The following is a 15,112-nucleotide window of genomic DNA, read 5'->3' as shown; positions in this document are numbered from 1 at the left end:
TATAATTAATAAAATGAAATATTAAATTTGCTTTCGGTACTTTTATAAATGTCAGAATTAAAGAAAATACGAGAAGAAAAGAATCTCACACAGGAAGAATTAGCCGAGATGTCGGGTCTTTCCGTGAGAACAATTCAGCGCATCGAAGCTGGCACAGAACCGAAAGGTTACACACTAAAAACGCTGGCTTCAACGCTGCATATTTCTGAAAAAGATCTATTAATTCCAATTATTCCAACAGAAGAAATCAAAATTGATGAACCGATTTTAATAGAAGAAAAGGAAGAGATTTTCAATTCTACTTTGGTCAAGATCATCAATCTTTCTTCACTTCCTTTTGCGTGGTTTCCAATCGCTAATTTTTTGCCGCCATTATTGATCATGATTTTTAGTAAAGAGAAATCACCAATCGTAAAGCAGATCATTTCGCTTCAAATATTTTTGGCCATTATTTCTCCAATTATTTTTCTAACTGTTGCATTCTTAAAACTCGGTTCAGCGTCTGTAATGATCACAATGGTTGGTTTGACGCTCGCAAATGTTTTCATTATCTTGAGAAATGCTTTCGAAATTGATAAAAAGGGAAAGCTTCGTTACTTATTGAATTTCAGTATTATATGAATTTGGCAGTCGATTGTCGGGTTTTTGTCGGGTATTTTTTTTGATTTAAAATCAACTAATTAAGAATCTTTGTCAAAAATAATTTCAATGACAACAAGGTTCTACTTCAGCATTTTCATTCTCTTCTTTTCTCTCGGAAATCTACAAGCTCAGATTGATAAAAGTGCACCTTTATTTTTAGAATTAAAAAAACAGGATAGTCTTTTTTTCGAACGTGGTTTTAATAATTGCGACATCGCTTATCTGGAAAAAACGATGGATGAAAATCTTAAATTTTATCACGACAACGGCGGTTTTCAGGACAAGAAATTGTTCATGGAAAGAACGAAACAAAACATCTGCGGCAATCCAAACCAAAAGCCGATTCGAAAAGTGATAGAAAACAGTCTGGAAGTTTTCCCATTGTATAATAACGGCGAATTATACGGCGCGATTCAAACCGGCGAACATCAATTTTACATTCGTGAAAAAGGTAAAGCAGATGTACTGGGTGGAGAAGCCAAATTCACTTCAGTCTGGACAAAGAAGAATGGAAATTGGTTGATGAGCGACGTTCTCAGCTACGACCACGGTAATCCAAATAATACAAAATTGACGGACAATTTAGAAAAATTAATAAAAGACAACAATATTCCAACCCTAGGTTTAGGCGTGATTGAAGATGGAAAATTGAAACAGATAAAAGTTTACGGAAAGTTAAATGATAAAACCTCCGCTTCCTACAATTCGCTTTTCAACGTCGCATCTTTGACCAAACCTGTCACTGCGATGACGGTCTTGCGCTTGGTAAGTCTCGGAAAATGGAATCTTGATGAGCTGCTTTACAAATATTTTACAGATCCGAATATTGCCAATGATCCTCGAAATAAAAAATTAACGACAAGGTTGATATTAAGCCATCAAACCGGTTTCCCAAATTGGCGTTGGATGAACACAGACAACAAACTCAATTTTGAATTTGAACCTGGAACGAAGTACCAATATTCAGGGGAAGGATTTGAGTATTTAAGGAAAGCGATTGAAAAGAAGTTTAATAAAAGTTTGGATGAATTGGCTAAAGAATATGTTTTCCCGCCAATTGGAATGAGCGATACAAGTTACATTTGGAATGAGAAAAAGATGGCGGATAGAATTGTAACCGGCTATGATAAAGACGGAAAACCATATGATATTGTAAGGAATAAAACCGCAAGTGCCGCAGATGATTTAGTGACTTCGGTGGAAGATTACAGTAAATTCTTAGTTTCCATTATGAACAATGATCTGCTTTCTAAAGAAGTTTTTGAAGCGATGAAAACCAATCAAGTTAAAACCAAAGAGAACAAATATTTCGGACTCGGTTTTGAGATCTATGACCTGGGAAATAATGAGATCGCATTATCTCACGGCGGTTCCGACAAAGGCGTGAACACCTTTGCCATCATTTTACCCAAAACCAAACAAGGTCTCGTGATCTTCACCAATGTGGATGATGGCTACAAAGTGTATGAATCTATTTTGAATCAATACTTTGGAGAAGTAGGAAAGAAGATTGTAGAGATTGAGACGAAGTAAACTTTACTGATAATTACAGTTAAGAAAAATTTAACTGTAATTATTTTTGTTACATTTAAAAATATTTATAAATTTGCACCAGTATGAACAACACAAGATTTGCAACCGCCATCCACATTATGACCCTTCTTGCGAAAGATCCGCAGGAATGGCTGACGTCTGATTGGCTGGCTGGTAGCATCAACGTGAATCCTGTGATCGTTCGTAAAGAGTTGGGAAATCTGAAAACATATGGTCTTATAGAAAGCCGACAAGGAAAAGATGGAGGCGTAAGAATTGGTAAAAATCCTGAAGAAGTGAATGTTGCAGATATCTATCAAGCCATAAAAAACTCCGAAGTTCTTGGCAAGAAAAACCAAAACCCGAATCCACTTTGCAGCGTAGGGAAGGACATCAATAAAAATCTGAATATCCTATTTATAGAAACAGATGATTTAGTTTTTCAATTTCTGAAGAACAAAAAGTTATCAGATTTTACCTATCAATTCGATTAAAAAAATTTAGTGTAAAATGTAACAAATTGTATTACAATTAATTTAGAAAGTTTAATTATCAATCCAAAAGGTCAACGAATTCATTTAAAATAAATATTTAAAATTATGAAAAAAGTAGCAGTGATCGGAGCAACAGGCTTCGTAGGAAAACAAGTCGTGAACGAATTATCAAACAGAGGTTACGCAGTAAACGCCATCGCAAGAGACAGCTCAAAAGTAGAGGCGAAGGACAACGTGAGCGCCATCAGCGCAGATGTGAACAATGTAGAAGAATTGGCGAAAGTCTTGGAAGGAAATGATGCCGTGATCAACACCTTCAACGCAGGTTGGACGAATCCAAATCTATACAACGACTTTCTGAACGGTAGCAAAAACATCGAGAAAGCAGTGGAGGAGTCAGGCGTGAAGAGATTCATTACCGTTGGTGGCGCTGGAAGTTTGTTCATCGATGGGAACCAGTTGGTGGACGGGCCGGATTTCCCTGCTGACATCAAACCAGGCGCAACTGCAGCCAGAGATTATCTGAACGAGGTCAAAAAGAATGAAACTTTAGATTGGACCTTCTTCTCCCCAGCAATCGAAATGCACCCAGGAACTGCCGGCGTGAGAGTTGGAACGTACAGAACGGCTTTGGAAAATCCAGTTTTCGATGCAGACGGCAGAAGCATCCTTTCAGTAGAAGACGTGGCTGTGGCTTTGGTAGACGAATTGGAGCAAAACAACTTCGTAAAACAACGTTTTACGGCTGCTTACTAAAAACCGATTGATGCCTTAACAAAAAAACCTTTCAGTTGCTAGCTGAAAGGTTTTTTTTTATTTTAATTTCTTACCGATCTGTGCATTGGCATTTCCAGTTGACTCGCAACAGTTCTGCCTCATTCTAAAAATCGTTCAAGATTTTCGAAATCATCTAAGACGGTTGATCCTTTGGTGTCTCATGCTCCGAATTTCTCGCCGCCTTCACCAATTCATTCGTATCGGAGTAGAGGAGTTCCCAACCGGAAACAGACTTCATTGCGGTCAAAAGGTTGAGATAGGTTTTCAGGTTTTTCTCCAGATCCTGTCGGATGGCAGATGCGCTCGTCATATTTCTAAGGTCGGCGTTGGCCTCTGCCTGGTCTGCAAACAGCAGTTCAAAAACATCGTGTTTGGTCTTCATCTCTGCGAAACCTGGATCTAAGGAGAGATCCGTTATTTTTTGCTTGTTTTCAGGAAGCTCCAGCATCTCAATCAGCTTTTTCATCTGCGCGGTTTGTGAGGAATAGCTTAGCCGATTCAGGTTCAATCCAAAAGTTTTGAAAACCCCGTACAGGTCCGCCGCCAACTGAGAATTGGGAGCAGAAGGGAGCTTTCTGTAACCATTGAGGAAGGCTTTCAGATTGCTGTAAGTCACATCCCGCTCCTGGTCTGCCTTTGCAACCTCTTTCCCTTTTCCGCTGTAGATCTGCTTGGTATAGACCAGGTCATAGCTGGCGTACGAGGTTTGCAAAGTCGCGGTAAGCGGATGGTTGGTGATCACAGGATATTTTCCTGACTGGATGTTGCTGAGAATTCTCTGAGCCAAAGTCGCAAGATTTTTGGTGCTCAGACGCGCTAATGTAATTTTCATCAGTAAAAATGTGTTTTTGTTATTAATAATGGAACTAAATCCTTAAAACAAATATAAAAATTTAGTATTAATTCACAAACAATATTGTTGGAAACAAAATACAGTTGTATTTGGTCACAAACGACCCTGTTTTGAAGAAATGTAAATTATATTTGGTTAAAAGCAAGCTTGTTTTACCAAAATGTATGTTATATTTGGTTACAAATAAGGTTGGTTGTAATAAATGTAAAAAGTATTTGATGTAAAGCAGTCCTTTTTGAAAAAATGAATTTTTTTATTTTTTAATGGTTTATGGAAAACCGTAATTTTAAATAATTTTGTTTTTCTATATTTGGTTTTATTTTGTTTGTAAATTTATATCCATATTTATAACATAAAAACAAATAACCATACAATACTTATCAATGATTCCAAATTTTGACCATAATAATGTGACGCCTCCACATATTGGTAATCCTACCGACAGAAGCCAATTGAGTCCATATTTGTCAAATTCTCTTGAGTTTGTACAGCAATTTGCTACATCGCCTCAAAGAATTGAGATTTTAGAAGGATTATTGAAATTTAGAAAAAAGTTAAATGAAGTTGGTATAATTGAAGGTTTTCAGTGGTTAGATGGAAGTTTTACTGAGAATATAGAAATAAGTGAAGAGAGAGCCCCTAGAGACTTGGATATTGTAACATTATTTAACCCTAATATCCTTGCTCCAGAACAAATAGATGAAATACAAAATAATTTTATTGATTTTTCAGATTTTAATACGTCAAAAATAAATTATAAACTTGATCACTATCCATTCAATTATGCAATGAATCCATTATTCACTATAGAATACACAAGATATTGGATTCAATTATTTTCACATAACCGCTTAGGAATATGGAAAGGTATAATCAGATTGGAATTAAATACTCCAGAAATAGATGATAGCGCATTTGAATATCTAAATAATTTAACATTATGATAAATTTAAAGAATCAAATAAAGAGTCAAATTATTGAACTTGAAAACTTATTAGGTTTTGCAAACAACGACCCTTTTATGTCTAAGAGTTTATCTATGAAAATTAAAATTTTAGAAGATAAATTAGAAAATCTAACCGAAGAAGTAAGTGAAGCAATTGTCTCACTTTTATTTAGTGGCAATGCTGTTTCAGGCTCTAGAGGTATTAAGATAGATTTTGTGAGTAAAGTACTAAAACCATTTCAGGAGCTTGTAAAAACGGAAACAACGAAAATAAAGTATGGTATAGTTGGTAAAAGAGGTAAGACAAAAGATATTGATGATGCGGAACTTTATCTAACAGCATTACCTACAGGTTCATTTGGTGTACAATTAACTCAACTGAATAAAAATAATATTTTTTCTGAAACAGAAGTTGATAAGGCTATTGAAAATGTTATAAATCTTGTAAATGCAGCAACAAATAGTGATGAAACTTTTGAAGAAATTGTTGCAGTAACTCCTCCTAGAAGTTTGAATAATTTAAAATCTTTCTTAAAAGAAATTGATAATGAAAACTCAATTTTAAAATTTGAAAAAGATAATGAGACATTAGAAATCTCCACAGAAAATATTCATAAAGGTTATGAAAGGATAAATTCAGCTATAACCGATGAAGAAGTTATTGAGATTAGAGGTACGTTACGAGGGGTATTATTAGATTCTGGAAAATTTGAGTTTGTTGATGAAAATGGACATAAAGTTTCAGGTCTAATTGGAGAGGATATAGATGAAGATAAAATTATAGAATTAAGCTTGGAATATTTAAACAAATCATGTACAATTCATTTAAAAAAAATAAAGACAAAATTTGTTTCTCAAAATGAGAAAACTTTTTATCATTTAATTGATATATTTCCCTAAAAATAAGAAATAAATCTAAATAAAAAAACCTGCCTCACAGCAGGTTTTCCCATATCTAAAAAGTTTTAAAACAAACGCTCATCCACAATATTCGGCAACGTTACTTTCAAATTCGGTTCAGCTTCCATTGCTCTTTTAATCGCAAAAACAGCACCTTCATTTCTTGCCCAGCTTCTGCGGGAAATTCCGTTGTTGACGTCCCAGAAAAGCATAGATTTTAATCTTCTGTCGGCATCATCGCTTCCATCCAGCAACATCCCGAAACCACCGTTGATGACTTCGCCCCAGCCAACGCCGCCACCATTGTGGATGCTTACCCAGGTCGCCCCACGGAAGCTGTCGCCAATCACATTGTGAATCGCCATATCTGCCGTAAATCTCGAGCCGTCATAAATGTTGGAAGTCTCTCTGTACGGCGAATCCGTCCCCGAAACATCGTGATGGTCTCTTCCCAAAACCACCGCTCCGATTTCTTCATTTTTAATAGCTTTATTGAAAGCTTCTGCAATTTTCATTCTTCCTTCGGCATCGGCGTACAGAATTCTCGCCTGCGAACCAACGACCAGATTATTTTCCTGAGCACCTTTGATCCACGTGATGTTGTCTTTCATCTGCTGCTGGATTTCTTCGGGCGATGTTTTAATAATTTCCTCTAAAACGGCACACGCAATGTCATCTGTTTTCTGCAAATCTTCAGGTTTTCCGCTGGTACAAACCCAACGGAACGGCCCGAAACCATAATCAAAACACATCGGCCCCATAATATCCTGAACATATGACGGATATTTGAACTCCCTTCCAATCGTAGGATTTTCCGACATTATATCGGCTCCGGCTCTGGAAGCTTCGAGTAAAAAGGCATTTCCATAATCGAAAAAATAGGTTCCTTTTGCTGTATGTTTATTGATGGCGGAAGCGTGTCTTCTCAAGGTTTCCTGAACTTTTTCTTTGAATAATTCAGGGTTTTCAGCCATCATCGTATTGGATTCCTCAAAGCTTTGCCCGACCGGATAATAACCGCCCGCCCAAGGATTGTGAAGCGAAGTCTGGTCTGAACCGATATCGATTTTTAAATTTTCTTCATCAAATTTCTCCCAGATATCGACGATGTTTCCAAGGTAAGCCAAAGAAACCGTTTCCTGATTTTCCTGCGCTTTTCTTACTCTCGCCACCAGTTCATCCAGATTTTCGTGGATTTCATTCACCCATTTCTGTTCGTGACGGATTTTTGTAATCTTTGGATTGACTTCCGCAATGACCGTAATACAACCTGCGATATTTCCTGCTTTCGGCTGAGCTCCGGACATTCCGCCTAAACCTGACGTGACGAATAATCCGCCTTTTGGTTCTTTATTGATTTTTCTGAAAGCATTCAAAACGGTAATCGTCGTTCCGTGCACAATTCCCTGCGGACCGATGTACATATAAGATCCGGCCGTCATTTGTCCGTATTGCGAAACACCCAACGCATTGAATTTTTCCCAATCATCCGGCTTGGAATAATTTGGAATCATCATCCCGTTCGTCACCACGACTCTGGGTGCATCTTTGTGCGAAGGAAATAATCCCATCGGATGACCGGAATACATCGTCAACGTTTGTTCGTCAGTCATTTCCGACAGATATTTCATCGTCAGAAGATACTGCGCCCAGTTGCTGAACACCGCACCATTTCCACCGTAAGTAATCAGTTCGTGCGGATGTTGTGCCACGGCATAATCCAGATTGTTCTGAATCATCAGCATAATGGCTTTTGCCTGCTCAGATTTCCCTGGATATTCGGCAATGTCTCTCGCTTTCATCTCATAATCCGGACGGAAGCGGTACATATAAATTCTGCCGTATTTTTCCAGTTCTTCATTAAATTCAGGCAACAATTCTGCGTGGAATTTGGGTTCGAAATAGCGTAAAGCATTTTTCAGAGCAAGTTTTTTTTCTTCGTCTGACAGGATTTCTTTACGTTTCGGGGCGTGATTGATTTGGGTTTCGTATGGTTTTGACTGAGGTAATTCTGTGGGAATGCCTTGCTGGATTTGTTGTTGGAAAGTCATAGTGAAGTTTCGATTTTCAAAGTTTTAAAGATATTCAATTTGAAAAATATACAGTAATGAATTGAGAAAAAATTCCCCTCCTCTGGAGGGGAGAAATTTGAAATTGTAAATTTCAGATTTCGGGGGTGGTCAATTATGCTGAACCACCCCGTCTTCTCCCTTTGCTCGAATCCACCCCTCCAGAGGAGGGGAATTTTAGCATCTGTAATTTTCGATAATAAAAGCTTCTAATTCTTTCATCACCAAAGCCAAATTATTCTTCACATCAAAATCTGTAATTCTGAATATTTTCAAATTCAAAGATTCCAAATAAGTTTGTCTTATCCCATCATAAACTTCTTTCTCATCGTGACTTGAACCATCGATTTCGATGATTAATCCAAGTGTCTTGACATAAAAATCAACAATATAATTTCCTATAATTCTTTGTCTGTCAAAATCAATGTTATGAAATGTTTTGGCTCGAACTTGTGTCCAGAAAAGAACTTCGCTTAGAATTCCGGCTTGGCGTTTTCCGCTTAATAATTTTTTTAGGTGTGGATTGTACGGTAGGTTTTCGACGAAATTCCTGCGGATGGGAATTCCGTTGATTTGGGTTAGGATTATATTCATTTGTTTGTGTTTTTGATTGACCACCCCGTCAAAAATTCTTCGAATTTTAGTCGCCCCTCCAGAGGAGGGGAATTTGAAAAATCATTAGAATGATTTTGACTGATGATTTATTGGAATCTAATTTATGAAATTTCTTAAAACAGTTTCTATCACTTATATTTGCACCTTCAAAAAACGATTCCAGTACACAACTTAAAAGCAATCAAGAAATGAATTACGAAGATAAAATCCAGCAATCGGAAACGCGCGTTTTCAAAGTGGTTTTCCCGAATACAACCAATCACCATAATACGATGTTCGGTGGGAAAGTGATGGAAATGATGGATGAAGTGGCTTTTATGACGGCAACAAGATTTGCCAGAAAGTCTTTCGTAACGGTAAGTTGTGACAGAATCGATTTTAAAAAACCAATTCCGGCTGATACGATTGTAGAACTTGTCGGAAGAATCAAATACGTCGGGAACACCAGCGTGAAAGTGAATGTGGAGATCTTTGTGGAAGAAATGTACAATGATACGCGCGAAAAGGCGGTTTCGGGCGATTTTACCTTGGTAGCGATTGACGAGAATAAAAAGCCTTCCAGAATATTTAAAGATTTGAACTAAAAAATAAAAGCTTACCGATTTGGTAAGCTTTGTTATTTATTCTACGATGTCATCGTTTTCTTCTTCGTGGTCATCTTCGTTATCGCTCGTGCTGTAATAATTATTTTCCTCGTCCGGAAGTTGGTTGGTAACCTGGTCGAAGTTGTCATCATCTTCAGCGCCCGGAACGTCTAGTCCGAATGGCATTTCGTCATTCACGTGGCTTGGATTTCTGATCGGATTTCCGTCGCCGTCGATGGGAATATGTTCTTCTCTGTTGAAAATGTCTTCACCTGGATTGTAATCCAGATCTTCCAAATTTTTTTCGATGTTATCTTCTGGTGTCATAATATTTATTTTTGGTTGATTGAAGATAGACAAATATGAGTCCAAGCTTTGTTTTTGACAGATTTATTTTGATGAAATTTAATCTTCGTAAACTTCAGGATTTACGCAAGTCGGCATTTTTTCACCTTTTGAAAATGCAACTACGTTTTCAGCTGCCAATCTTGCCATCCCGCTTCTGGCTTCCAAAGTTGCAGAACCGATGTGTGGCAGAACGCAAACGTTTGGAAGTTCTAACAATGGACTGTCTTTCTGCATCGGTTCAGGATTGGTAACGTCCAAACCTGCGCCCCATATTTTACCCGAAATCAAAGCTTCGAACAAATCTTTCTCATTGTGAAAACCACCTCTTGCGGTGTTGATGAAAATCAAATTTTCTTTCATTTTTTCGAATACTGATGTGTTGAAAAGGTCGGCCTGTTCCGGTGTGTAATTGGCGTGGATACTTATGATGTCTGATTTCTGTACTAATTCATCAAACGAAACATATTTTGCATCGAGTTCTTTTTCAGCTTCTTCGTTATGGCTTCTGTTGTGATAAATGATGTTCATACCAAAAGCGGCTTTGCACTTTTCAGCCATTTCAAAACCGATTCTTCCAAGTCCTAAAACGCCTAAAGTTTTTCCGTAAAGTTCCTGACCGAGTTCCTCCAAAGGGTGGAAGTCTTTCCAGTTGCCAGATTTTACTTTTGCAGTGTTGTAGTTTACTTTTCTTGAAACCATTTGCATTAGTAGAAATGCGACGTCAGAAGTGGCTCGGCTCAAAACGTCTGGCGTGTTTCCAACTGCGATTTTTCGTTTAGTTGCTTCTTCGATATCTACTTGGTCGAAGCCTACGGAAAATAGGGCAATAGCTTTTACATTAGGGCAGGCATCGAAGAATTCTTTGTCATATTTGTTCTTTCCACCGACACTTAGGATGATGTCTGCCTGTTTGCAGCTTTCCAGCCATTCTTCGTGGGTTGGATTTTCTGTTTCCTGGAAAATGATATCTAAATTTCCGTCTTTCAAAATCTGAATCCCATTGTCCGGAATTCTTTTGTTTACAAATACTTTCATTTCTTATTTTTATTTAAGATTTAATTTAATGTCAAACGTTCTTTTTGTACCGAAACCCGCAGCCCGACTTATCTCATCTTTTTTATTTTTTATTTGAATCGATGAACCACTTCGTTAGGTTTGAACGGAAATCCTTTTTTGCGAGGTCTTAGTTTCTATTGAACTGAAATCGTCTTGCAAAAAGATTGACTTCGTCGAACCACTCCGTTAGGTTCGAGAGTGGAAGGCGGAAAAAGCTGCCCAAAATATTAAATGCAAAAAACCGGAAATTGACTCCGGTTTTATATGTTTTAATAATATTTCAATATTGATTAATCAATTCTCGTGGGTCTTTCTTTATCCTTGGTGAAAAAGAACTTGATAACGATAGGCAAAGTTGTGACCAAAACGATGACCAAAACGATGATTTCTAATTTTTTCTTCAAATCGATGCCGAACTGGTCCATAAATAATTTGTCCAGATAATGTCCCGCAAAAATCATCGTGAACGACCATGCAAACGCTCCGATGATGTTGTAATAGAAGAATTTTTTCTTATCCATTTTCACAATTCCCGCAACAATGGGCGCAAATGTTCTTACGATTGGTAAAAATCTCGCTAAGATGACAGCCACTGTTCCGTGGTCTTCGAAGAAATCGTGTGCTTTGAAAAGGTATTTTTTCTTGAACAGGAAAGTGTCTTTTCGCTCATACAACAATGGTCCGCTTTTGTAACCAAACCAATAGCCAATCTCGTTTCCAATGATGGCTGCAACTGCAACTGCGGTAGCAAGAATCGTAGTATCCAGAAAATCTGAACCTGTTGTTCCGAAAGTGGTGTCGATGATTTTAACGGCGTAAATCCCTGAAATAAAGAGTAAACTGTCGCCCGGTAAAAAGAAACCTACAAAAAGTCCGGTCTCTGCGAAAATGATAAATAAAATAAGCCAAAAACCACCCATTTTAATATAAAATTCGGGGTTAAGTAAGTCTTTCCAGCTTTCGAAATGTTCCATAGTTTTCTGTCTTGCGCAAAGATATTAAAAGGAAATTGAATTCATCAGCATAAAATAAAATTTAGGAATATTTAACTCAAAGGTCATATTTGTCTTTCCATTTATCCTTCAGCTGTTCGCGTATTTTCTTCTCTGTCGAATTGTTGGCAGGATTGTAGAATGTTGTTCCTGTGATTTCGTCGGGAAGAAATTCCAAATCGACAAAATTTCCTTCGTAAGAATGTGCGTATTGGTAATCTTTTCCGTAGTCCAAATCCTTCATCAATTTGGTTGGCGCATTTCTGAGGTGGAGTGGAACTGGGAGATTTCCGGTTTTCTTGACGAAAGCCATTGCTTCATTAATGGCATTGTAAGTGGAATTACTTTTTGGTGAAACGGCGAGATAAACGGCGGTTTCGCTGAGGATAATTCTGGCTTCGGGATTTCCGATGACGTTGATGGCCTGGAAACAATTGTTAGCCATTACCAAGGCATTTGGATTTGCTAAACCAATATCTTCTGCTGCGAGAATCATCATTCTTCGGGCAATGAATTTGATATCTTCTCCGCCAACCAACATTCTGGCGAGCCAATAGACAGCACCATTTGGGTCCGAGCCACGCATCGATTTGATGAAGGCTGAAATGATGTCGTAATGTTGCTCTCCATTTTTGTCGTACAAAGCCATATTTTCCTGCAAAACGGAAAGTACATCTTTGTTGGAGATTTTATTTTTCTTGGCAGATTTGAATTGATTGAGAACCAATTCGATTGAATTAATCAACTTTCTTGCGTCGCCTCCGGAATATTGGATGAAGGCTTCTTTTTCTTCAAGGAAGAATTTGGTATTGTTGAGTTCGTTGTATTTTGAAACTGAAATGTCAGCGAGTTCTTCCAGTTTTTCAAAAGTCAATGCTTTTAAGATATAAACCTGAGTTCTGGAAAGCAAAGCCGAAACTACTTCAAAACTTGGATTTTCTGTAGTTGCGCCGATTAAAGTGATCCAACCTTTTTCAACAGCGTGAAGTAACGAATCCTGTTGAGATTTGTTGAATCTGTGAATTTCATCAATGAAGAGAATTGGACTTCTTCCTGAAAAGAGGTTTTGTTTTTTCGCTTCGTCAATAATATCTCTTACATCTTTTACGCCGGCAGAAACAGCTGACAACTTGTAGAATTTTCTCCCCGAACTTTCGGAGATGATTTCTGCCAAAGTGGTTTTTCCTGTTCCTGGTGGTCCCCAAAAAATAAGTGAATTAATGGTGTCATTGTCCATCATTCTTTTGATGGTTCCAGATTTTCCAGTGAGATGTTCTTGGCCCAAAACATCATCCAAAGTTTTCGGACGCAGGATTTCGGCAAGTGGAGAATTGTTCATATTTCAAAATTACGGAAATTAAATACTTTGCGAAAAAGATAAGTTTCATTAATATTTTGAATTAATGTTAAAAGTAAAATATTTATTGTTTATCAATAAATATTTTTTGATATTTGCATAATAATTTTTAAAACTTAAACGAATGAATACAAAAACAATTTTATCAATTCTCAATGTTATCGCTTGGATTGCCTTTGTAGGCTTGTGTATAGAAACTGGAGCTTTTATAGTTGGTGGACTATGGGGCGTTTTTTCTGATTTTTCAAGTGAAGGTCGGTTGATGGTTATGAAATATGATTTTATGGATTTATTGATTAAAAATCGAAATTATTTTATTTGTTTGTGGTCATTGATTGTTTTTCTACTGGGTTACAAAGCATATTTGTTTTTTGTTGTTATTAATGTTTTTAAAAAATTAGACTTAGAAAATCCTTTCAGTAAAGAAGTTTCAGACTTAATTCTAAGAATAAGTTACGTCTCATTTGGGATTTGGATTATTTGGGTCATCACAGACCAATTCATAGAAGGATTATTGAAAAAAGGCTTCGATATTTCTTCGGTCAAATATAACTTGGGCTCTGACGGAGGTTTCATTTTCTTGGCAGGAATCATCTACATCATTGCACAAATCTTCAAAAGAGGAATCGAGTTACAGAACGAAAACGACCTAACCATCTAAGTTATGCCAATAATCGTAAACCTGGACGTGATGATGGCCAAACGAAAAATGTCATTGAATGAATTGTCCGAAAAAGTAGATTTAACGCTTTCAAATCTTTCTATTTTGAAAACTGGAAAGGCAAAAGCTGTTCGTTTCAGTACTTTGGAAGCGATATGCAAAGCATTGGATTGCCAACCTGCAGATATTCTCGAGTACAAAAAGGAATAGAAGAGTAAGGATCACTTTAAAAAAAACCACTGATTTTTCAGTGGTTTTTTTATTTTAGGATGAAAATGTAATGGTAATTAAGCTTTTGCTAATTCTACATTATGAGATAAACTCATTTTACTGATAATGTTCCTATCTACATTGTCATCAAATTTCCTTGCAAACAGATTGCTTCCAGAACTTAAAAAATCCAAATCATCTACTGTAAATGTTTTCGGACGCAGTTTAATGTCACCATCCGGGATCCAAATGATCGCCCTTTTGTCATCGTTCACCAGTTGTCCCTCAAACTTTGTGTTCATTAAAACAGTTTGAAAGAATGATTCGTCCGCAATCAAAGTGTTCTTGTAATAGTTTTCAAATTTTTTAACTTCTGTACTGGTACAAATAAAATTGCAGCAATCTCTTGTCAAGATCATCCATTGTCCGCCGATATAGGGCGTAATGTCTTTCATGAATTCTCTTTTGTACGTCAATGGTGAGATCTTGTCATCTATTTCATCAAAGTAATTCTCGATCCTGTTCATGGTTTCAGGACGGATGTTTTTCTGATCAGTTATTTTGATGTAATTTTTGCCATTGTTTTCAGTAAGATATTTTCGGATGATCTTTTGTGATCTCAAAGGGAAATCTTGTCCACTTAAATTGATGAAGTAATCCCAATGAGCATCAATATTCAGCAAAAAATTCATGCCGTCCAATTCTGCCTGTACCATGCTGTAACCGCCCCAGATGACATTTTCACTTTTGAGGATGTAAACATTTGGAAAGTCTTTCAGGAATAATTTTACTTCGGTTCCAAGTTCTTTTTCAGCTTTCTTATCTATGTGGATCAGGTAATGATTTTCGGTTTCATAGATAGCTTCGAAAAGCCTTTTGAACTGGTCAGGTAACCGATGTACCAAAATGAGGTAAGCAATATTGATTGTTTTTTTTGACGCAGGCACGTCAACAGTTGTATCACTCTTTTTGAAGAGTTTTATATCATGTTCCATGTTAAAATTATTTTAGTTCACGAGTAACGATACACTTCCATAATATAAGGCGAAACCTGAATTTTCAACAATGTACGATA

The 15,112-nt window shown here is 37.0% G+C and carries 17 protein-coding genes; 9 read left to right on the top strand and 8 right to left on the bottom strand.

What is annotated here, in order from left to right; translation table 11 throughout:
- The first annotated feature begins 48 nt into the window (after positions 1 to 48).
- The 4 genes from AXA65_RS04600 to AXA65_RS04585 all read left to right on the top strand — a co-directional run bounded on the left by AXA65_RS04600 (position 49) and on the right by AXA65_RS04585 (position 3,425).
- Entirely contained in the window at positions 49 to 621 is a 573-nt protein-coding gene (locus tag AXA65_RS04600; protein WP_063968939.1) for a helix-turn-helix domain-containing protein, read from the top strand.
- Positions 622 to 708: 87 nt separating this feature from the next.
- Entirely contained in the window at positions 709 to 2,175 is a 1,467-nt protein-coding gene (locus tag AXA65_RS04595) for a serine hydrolase (protein WP_063968938.1), read from the top strand.
- Between the two features lie 83 nt (positions 2,176 to 2,258).
- Positions 2,259 to 2,669, top strand: coding sequence for an Rrf2 family transcriptional regulator (locus AXA65_RS04590; protein ID WP_063968937.1), 411 nt, complete (start codon positions 2,259 to 2,261; stop codon positions 2,667 to 2,669).
- Positions 2,670 to 2,774: 105 nt separating this feature from the next.
- On the top strand, positions 2,775 to 3,425 hold the full coding sequence (locus AXA65_RS04585) for an NAD(P)-dependent oxidoreductase (RefSeq protein ID WP_063968936.1): 651 nt from the start codon (positions 2,775 to 2,777) through the stop codon (positions 3,423 to 3,425).
- A 154-nt stretch (positions 3,426 to 3,579) separates the two neighbouring features.
- On the opposite strand, the gene AXA65_RS04580 is transcribed toward AXA65_RS04585, so the two are convergent.
- Positions 3,580 to 4,278, bottom strand: coding sequence for a DUF6261 family protein (locus AXA65_RS04580; RefSeq protein WP_063968935.1), 699 nt, complete (start codon positions 4,276 to 4,278; stop codon positions 3,580 to 3,582).
- A gap of 404 nt (positions 4,279 to 4,682) precedes the next feature.
- Here AXA65_RS04580 and AXA65_RS04575 point away from each other — a divergent pair, with 404 nt between their 5' ends.
- Both AXA65_RS04575 and AXA65_RS04570 read left to right on the top strand, forming a co-directional pair.
- Positions 4,683 to 5,243: a DUF6932 family protein gene (locus AXA65_RS04575; protein ID WP_063968934.1), complete on the top strand. Its 561-nt coding sequence runs from the start codon at positions 4,683 to 4,685 to the stop codon at positions 5,241 to 5,243.
- A complete protein-coding gene (locus AXA65_RS04570; protein ID WP_063968933.1) occupies positions 5,240 to 6,145 on the top strand; it encodes a hypothetical protein in 906 nt (301 codons plus the stop codon). Before AXA65_RS04575 ends, AXA65_RS04570 begins: the two co-directional genes overlap by 4 nt.
- Positions 6,146 to 6,210: 65 nt before the next feature.
- On the opposite strand, the gene AXA65_RS04565 is transcribed toward AXA65_RS04570, so the two are convergent.
- Both AXA65_RS04565 and AXA65_RS04560 read right to left on the bottom strand, forming a co-directional pair.
- On the bottom strand, positions 6,211 to 8,196 hold the full coding sequence (locus AXA65_RS04565) for a urocanate hydratase (RefSeq protein WP_063968932.1): 1,986 nt from the start codon (positions 8,194 to 8,196) through the stop codon (positions 6,211 to 6,213).
- A gap of 195 nt (positions 8,197 to 8,391) precedes the next feature.
- Positions 8,392 to 8,808, bottom strand: coding sequence for an endonuclease domain-containing protein (locus AXA65_RS04560; RefSeq protein WP_063968931.1), 417 nt, complete (start codon positions 8,806 to 8,808; stop codon positions 8,392 to 8,394).
- A 209-nt stretch (positions 8,809 to 9,017) separates the two neighbouring features.
- Between AXA65_RS04560 and AXA65_RS04555 the strand changes: the two genes are divergently transcribed.
- Positions 9,018 to 9,413 (top strand): acyl-CoA thioesterase, encoded by a 396-nt coding sequence (locus tag AXA65_RS04555; protein WP_063968930.1) that lies wholly within the window; start codon positions 9,018 to 9,020, stop codon positions 9,411 to 9,413.
- Between the two features lie 36 nt (positions 9,414 to 9,449).
- Here the strand turns inward: AXA65_RS04555 and AXA65_RS04550 are convergent, their stop codons facing one another.
- From AXA65_RS04550 to AXA65_RS04535, 4 genes are all read right to left on the bottom strand, one after another.
- Positions 9,450 to 9,740: a hypothetical protein gene (locus tag AXA65_RS04550; RefSeq protein ID WP_063968929.1), complete on the bottom strand. Its 291-nt coding sequence runs from the start codon at positions 9,738 to 9,740 to the stop codon at positions 9,450 to 9,452.
- 78 nt (positions 9,741 to 9,818) lie between these two features.
- Positions 9,819 to 10,796: a 2-hydroxyacid dehydrogenase gene (locus AXA65_RS04545; RefSeq protein WP_063968928.1), complete on the bottom strand. Its 978-nt coding sequence runs from the start codon at positions 10,794 to 10,796 to the stop codon at positions 9,819 to 9,821.
- Between the two features lie 311 nt (positions 10,797 to 11,107).
- Positions 11,108 to 11,791 (bottom strand): DedA family protein, encoded by a 684-nt coding sequence (locus AXA65_RS04540; protein WP_063968927.1) that lies wholly within the window; start codon positions 11,789 to 11,791, stop codon positions 11,108 to 11,110.
- A gap of 76 nt (positions 11,792 to 11,867) precedes the next feature.
- A complete protein-coding gene (locus AXA65_RS04535; RefSeq protein ID WP_063968926.1) occupies positions 11,868 to 13,148 on the bottom strand; it encodes a replication-associated recombination protein A in 1,281 nt (426 codons plus the stop codon).
- 142 nt (positions 13,149 to 13,290) lie between these two features.
- Here AXA65_RS04535 and AXA65_RS04530 point away from each other — a divergent pair, with 142 nt between their 5' ends.
- Both AXA65_RS04530 and AXA65_RS04525 read left to right on the top strand, forming a co-directional pair.
- A complete protein-coding gene (locus AXA65_RS04530; RefSeq protein ID WP_063968925.1) occupies positions 13,291 to 13,827 on the top strand; it encodes a DUF2975 domain-containing protein in 537 nt (178 codons plus the stop codon).
- A 3-nt stretch (positions 13,828 to 13,830) separates the two neighbouring features.
- Positions 13,831 to 14,037: a helix-turn-helix domain-containing protein gene (locus tag AXA65_RS04525; protein ID WP_063968924.1), complete on the top strand. Its 207-nt coding sequence runs from the start codon at positions 13,831 to 13,833 to the stop codon at positions 14,035 to 14,037.
- 77 nt (positions 14,038 to 14,114) lie between these two features.
- On the opposite strand, the gene AXA65_RS04520 is transcribed toward AXA65_RS04525, so the two are convergent.
- Complete coding sequence (locus AXA65_RS04520) at positions 14,115 to 15,032, bottom strand: beta-1,6-N-acetylglucosaminyltransferase (protein WP_086048072.1); 918 nt, start codon at positions 15,030 to 15,032, stop codon at positions 14,115 to 14,117.
- Between the last annotated feature and the right edge of the window lie 80 nt (positions 15,033 to 15,112).

This window comes from Chryseobacterium sp. FP211-J200 (genome assembly GCF_001643375.1).
GTDB lineage: Bacteria > Bacteroidota > Bacteroidia > Flavobacteriales > Weeksellaceae > Epilithonimonas > Epilithonimonas ginsengisoli.
The sequence above is the reverse complement of the archived record's forward strand: the minus strand, read 5'-3'. Positions and strand labels throughout refer to the sequence as shown.

Excerpts from the sequence above, each read along its gene's own strand:
- AXA65_RS04600 (WP_063968939.1), top strand. The coding sequence starts at position 49 with ATGTCAGAATTAAAGAAAATACGAGAAGAAAAGAATCTCACACAGGAA.
- AXA65_RS04595 (WP_063968938.1), top strand. The coding sequence starts at position 709 with ATGACAACAAGGTTCTACTTCAGCATTTTCATTCTCTTCTTTTCTCTC.
- AXA65_RS04590 (WP_063968937.1), top strand. The coding sequence starts at position 2,259 with ATGAACAACACAAGATTTGCAACCGCCATCCACATTATGACCCTTCTT.
- AXA65_RS04585 (WP_063968936.1), top strand. The coding sequence starts at position 2,775 with ATGAAAAAAGTAGCAGTGATCGGAGCAACAGGCTTCGTAGGAAAACAA.
- AXA65_RS04580 (WP_063968935.1), bottom strand. The coding sequence starts at position 4,278 with ATGAAAATTACATTAGCGCGTCTGAGCACCAAAAATCTTGCGACTTTG.
- AXA65_RS04575 (WP_063968934.1), top strand. The coding sequence starts at position 4,683 with ATGATTCCAAATTTTGACCATAATAATGTGACGCCTCCACATATTGGT.
- AXA65_RS04570 (WP_063968933.1), top strand. The coding sequence starts at position 5,240 with ATGATAAATTTAAAGAATCAAATAAAGAGTCAAATTATTGAACTTGAA.
- AXA65_RS04565 (WP_063968932.1), bottom strand. The coding sequence starts at position 8,196 with ATGACTTTCCAACAACAAATCCAGCAAGGCATTCCCACAGAATTACCT.
- AXA65_RS04560 (WP_063968931.1), bottom strand. The coding sequence starts at position 8,808 with ATGAATATAATCCTAACCCAAATCAACGGAATTCCCATCCGCAGGAAT.
- AXA65_RS04555 (WP_063968930.1), top strand. The coding sequence starts at position 9,018 with ATGAATTACGAAGATAAAATCCAGCAATCGGAAACGCGCGTTTTCAAA.
- AXA65_RS04550 (WP_063968929.1), bottom strand. The coding sequence starts at position 9,740 with ATGACACCAGAAGATAACATCGAAAAAAATTTGGAAGATCTGGATTAC.
- AXA65_RS04545 (WP_063968928.1), bottom strand. The coding sequence starts at position 10,796 with ATGAAAGTATTTGTAAACAAAAGAATTCCGGACAATGGGATTCAGATT.
- AXA65_RS04540 (WP_063968927.1), bottom strand. The coding sequence starts at position 11,791 with ATGGAACATTTCGAAAGCTGGAAAGACTTACTTAACCCCGAATTTTAT.
- AXA65_RS04535 (WP_063968926.1), bottom strand. The coding sequence starts at position 13,148 with ATGAACAATTCTCCACTTGCCGAAATCCTGCGTCCGAAAACTTTGGAT.
- AXA65_RS04530 (WP_063968925.1), top strand. The coding sequence starts at position 13,291 with ATGAATACAAAAACAATTTTATCAATTCTCAATGTTATCGCTTGGATT.
- AXA65_RS04525 (WP_063968924.1), top strand. The coding sequence starts at position 13,831 with ATGCCAATAATCGTAAACCTGGACGTGATGATGGCCAAACGAAAAATG.
- AXA65_RS04520 (WP_086048072.1), bottom strand. The coding sequence starts at position 15,032 with ATGGAACATGATATAAAACTCTTCAAAAAGAGTGATACAACTGTTGAC.